Source organism: Duganella rhizosphaerae (assembly GCF_040364205.1).
In the GTDB taxonomy this organism is placed as follows: Bacteria; Pseudomonadota; Gammaproteobacteria; order Burkholderiales; family Burkholderiaceae_D; genus Rugamonas; species Rugamonas rhizosphaerae.
The window spans coordinates 1-3,658 of the sequence record NZ_BPWK01000042.1; the positions used below are offsets into that span (position 1 = coordinate 1).

General features: G+C 68.0%; 1 protein-coding gene. It reads right to left on the reverse strand.

The annotated features are described in order from the left end of the window. Nucleotides 1–3,658: non-ribosomal peptide synthetase (locus RUGAMON1_RS32460; RefSeq protein ID WP_445234393.1), on the reverse strand; the 3,658-nt coding region annotated here is incomplete at both ends.

A 3,658-nucleotide genomic window follows, 5' to 3' on the forward strand; every position in this document is an offset into this window, starting at 1 on the left:
CGGCGTGCCGAACAGCGCACGCACGTCGGTCTGCACGCCGGCCCGGCGCATGCGCTCGATCAGCGCCACCGCCAGCAGCGAATGGCCGCCCAGCTCGAAGAAGTTGTCGTGGCGGCCGACCCGCTCCAGCTTGAGCAGCTCGGCCCAGATCGCCGCCAGCGTTGCCTCGGTCTCGCCCTGCGGCGCCTCGTAGCCGCGCGCGGCGTAGGCCTGGCCGTCGGGCGCCGGCAGCGCCTTGCGATCGAGCTTGCCGTTCGACGTCAGCGGCAATGACGGCAGCGCCACGAAGGCACTCGGCACCATGTAGTCCGACAGCGTCAATGCCAGTTCTGCGCGCAACGCGACGATGTCGAGTTCCATGCCGTCCTGGGCCACCACATAGGCCACCAGGCGCTTGTCGCCCGGCTGGTCCTCGCGCGCCAGCACCGCCGCCTCGCGCACCCCGGCGCAGGCCGACAGCTTCATCTCGATCTCGCCCAACTCGATGCGGAAGCCGCGGATCTTGACCTGGAAGTCGTTGCGGCCCAGGTATTCCAGATTGCCGTCGGCCAGATGGCGGGCCAGGTCGCCCGTCTTGTACATGCGGGCGCCGGCCACGCCGGCGAACGGATCGGGCACGAAGCGCTCCGCCGTCATTTCCGGCAGGTTCAGGTAGCCCAGCGCCACACCGGCGCCGCCGATATACAGCTCGCCGGCCACTCCCACCGGCACCGGCTGGCGCCGCGCATCGAGCACGTACACCTGGGTGTTGGCGATCGGACGGCCAATTGGCAACACGCCCTCGTGATCGGGCTGGCATTGATAGACGCTGGCGCAGACCGTGGTCTCGGTCGGACCGTAGGCGTTGAAGAAGCGATGCTGGCCCGCCCACTCCCGCGCCAGGGCGGGCGGACACGCCTCACCCGCGACAATCAACGTCATTGGATCGAGCTGCCGGCTATCGTTAAAGCATACCGCCAGCGCCGACGACGGCAAGGTCGCATGGGTGATCTTCAAGCGACTAATGGTCGCCAGCAATGGCGCGCCGGGCCAGAGATCGTCCGCCGCGGCCAGGCACAGGCAAGCGCCCTGACACAAGGCCATGACGATTTCCCATACACTGGCGTCGAAGCTGAATGACGCAAATTGCAGCACGCGGCTGGTCTGGTCCACGCCGAACAAGGCGGCCTGCGCCGCAACCAGATTGGCCAGCCCCTGGTGACGGTTCATCACGCCTTTCGGCGTGCCGGTCGAACCCGAGGTGTAGATCACATAAGCCAGGTTGGCAGGAGTCAGGCCCCGGTGTGACGGATTGCCGGCGGCATGACTCTGCCATATGCCGGCTTGCGTGCCCAGGTCAAGGCGAGGCAAGTCGCCGCCTAACGCGGCCAGCGCCTTCTGTCCCGCGCCGTAAGTCAACGCCAACATTGGTGCGCTATCGGCCAACATATATGCCAGCCGTTCCTGCGGATAGCCCGGATCCAGCGGCACGTAGCAACCGCCCGCCTTGAGCACGGCCAGCATCGCCACCACCATCTCGATGCCGCGCTCGGCGCAGATCGCCACCGGCGTATCCGCTACCACGCCCAGCTGCTGTAAATAGTGCGCCAGGCGGTTGCTCAACGCATTCAATTCTGCATAGCTCACTGCTCGCCCATCTTGCGCCACGGCGATCGCCGCCGGCGTGCGCTCGGCCTGGGATTCGAACAGCTCGTGTACGCAAGCGTCCCGTTCATACGGCAACTCGCTGGTGTTCCAATCGACCAGCACTTGCCGGCGTTCGGTCGCGGGCAACACGTCGACGGACGAGAGCGGCGCCGACGGCTCGGTTTGCAGCGCCGCCACGATGTGCTCCAGCGCCGCCAGCATATAACTGCATACCCGCGCGGGCGACACGGATTGATCGGCCTGGGCGGTCAGCATGAAGCCCTCCCCCAAGTCGTCCACCGACAAGCTCAGCGGGTAGTTGCTGTGCTCTTCGCCGCCGACGATTTCAACGCCCTCCCAGCCGCTGCCGGCCTGCTGCTCCGCACCGGCGGCGGCAGCCCCACTGTGACGATAGTTCAGCAATGACGAGAACAAAGGCGTCTGCGCGGCCACGCCGCTGCAGCGTTGAGCCAGGGCCAGCGACGCATGCTCGTGCCGCAGCAGCTGGGTCAGCAGCGTGTGCGCGCGGCGCAGGCCTTGGGCGACACTGCCAACCTCGGTGCTGATGCGCACCGGCAACGTATTGATGAACATGCCCAGCACCCGGTCGGAACCGGCGCCGCCCTGCATGCGCCCGAACAGCACCGTGCCGAACACCACGTCCTGGCGTCCCGACAGGCGCGCCAGCACCTGCGCCCAAGCCAGATGCATCAGGCTGGCGGCGCTGACGCCGTGTGCGCGCGCCTGCGCGCGCAACTGCAATGCCAATGCGGCGGGCAACTGCTGTCTCGACTCCCCGCTCCGCGAACCATCGCCGCGCACGTCCAGCAGGCCGTATGGCAGGGTCGGTTCGTCGATATCGGACAGCATCTGCGTGAAGAAGACCTCATGCTCCGCGCGGCTCACGCCTAGGCGCGCCTGGGCGATGAAGTTACGGAACGGCAGCGCCCTTGGCAGCTCGGCCTCGCGGCCCAGCTGGATGGCGCGGATTTCCTCGACCAGGATTTCCAACGTCGTATGGTCGATCGCCAGGTGATGCGTCAGCAGTTGCAACAGCCAGCGGCCGTTGGCGCGGTCCTCGCACAGGAAGGCGCGCAGCAGCGGCGCCTGGCGCACGTCGATACGGTAGTGGTGCGGGTCGTAGCGGCCGCTCAGCTGCGCGGCGATCTCGCCATCGGCCGGCGCCAGGCCGACCTCCTCGACCAGCATGCGCGCCGAGCGCAATACCACCTGCACCGGCTCGGCCAGGCCTTCCCACAGCACCGCGGTGCGCAGGATGTCGTGGCGGTCAATCACCGTTTGCAAGGTCGCCAGGAAGCCGTCCAGCCGCGCGCGGGTGTCGAACTCGATCAGCGTCGGCATGATGTAGGCATCGCCCTCGCCCTGCATCATGTGGTGGAACAAAATCCCTTCCTGCAGCGGCGCCAGCGGATAGATGTCCTGGATGTTGGCGGCGCCGCCAGGCACCGCCGCGACGATGCCGTCGATCTCCTGTTGGCTCAGCTGCACCAGCGGCAGCATGTCCGGCGTGATCGCCTCGCAACCGTCGACGATGCCGTTGGCAGGCACCACCACGTCGACCGCGCCGCCGCCGGCGGCCAGCGCCGCGATGGTCGGCGTACCGAACAAGGTGCGCACGTCGGTCTGCACGCCGGCCCGGCGCATGCGCTCGATCAGCGCCACCGCCAGCAGCGAATGGCCGCCCAGCTCGAAGAAGTTGTCGTGCCGTCCGACCCGCTCCAGCTTGAGCAGCTCGGCCCAGATCGCCGCCAGCGTCTCTTCGACCTGGCCCTGCGGCGCCTCGTAGCCGCGCGCCGCGTAGGCCTGCCCGTCGGGCGCCGGCAGCGCCTTGCGATCGAGCTTGCCGTTCGGCGTCAGCGGCAAGTCATCCAACACCACGAAGGCACTCGGCACCATGAATTCCGACAGCGTCCGGCCCAGCTGCGCGCGCAGCGCGACGATGTCGAGCTCCACGCCGTCCTGGGCCGCCACATAGGCCACCAGGCGCTGGTCGCCCGGCTGGTCTTCGCGC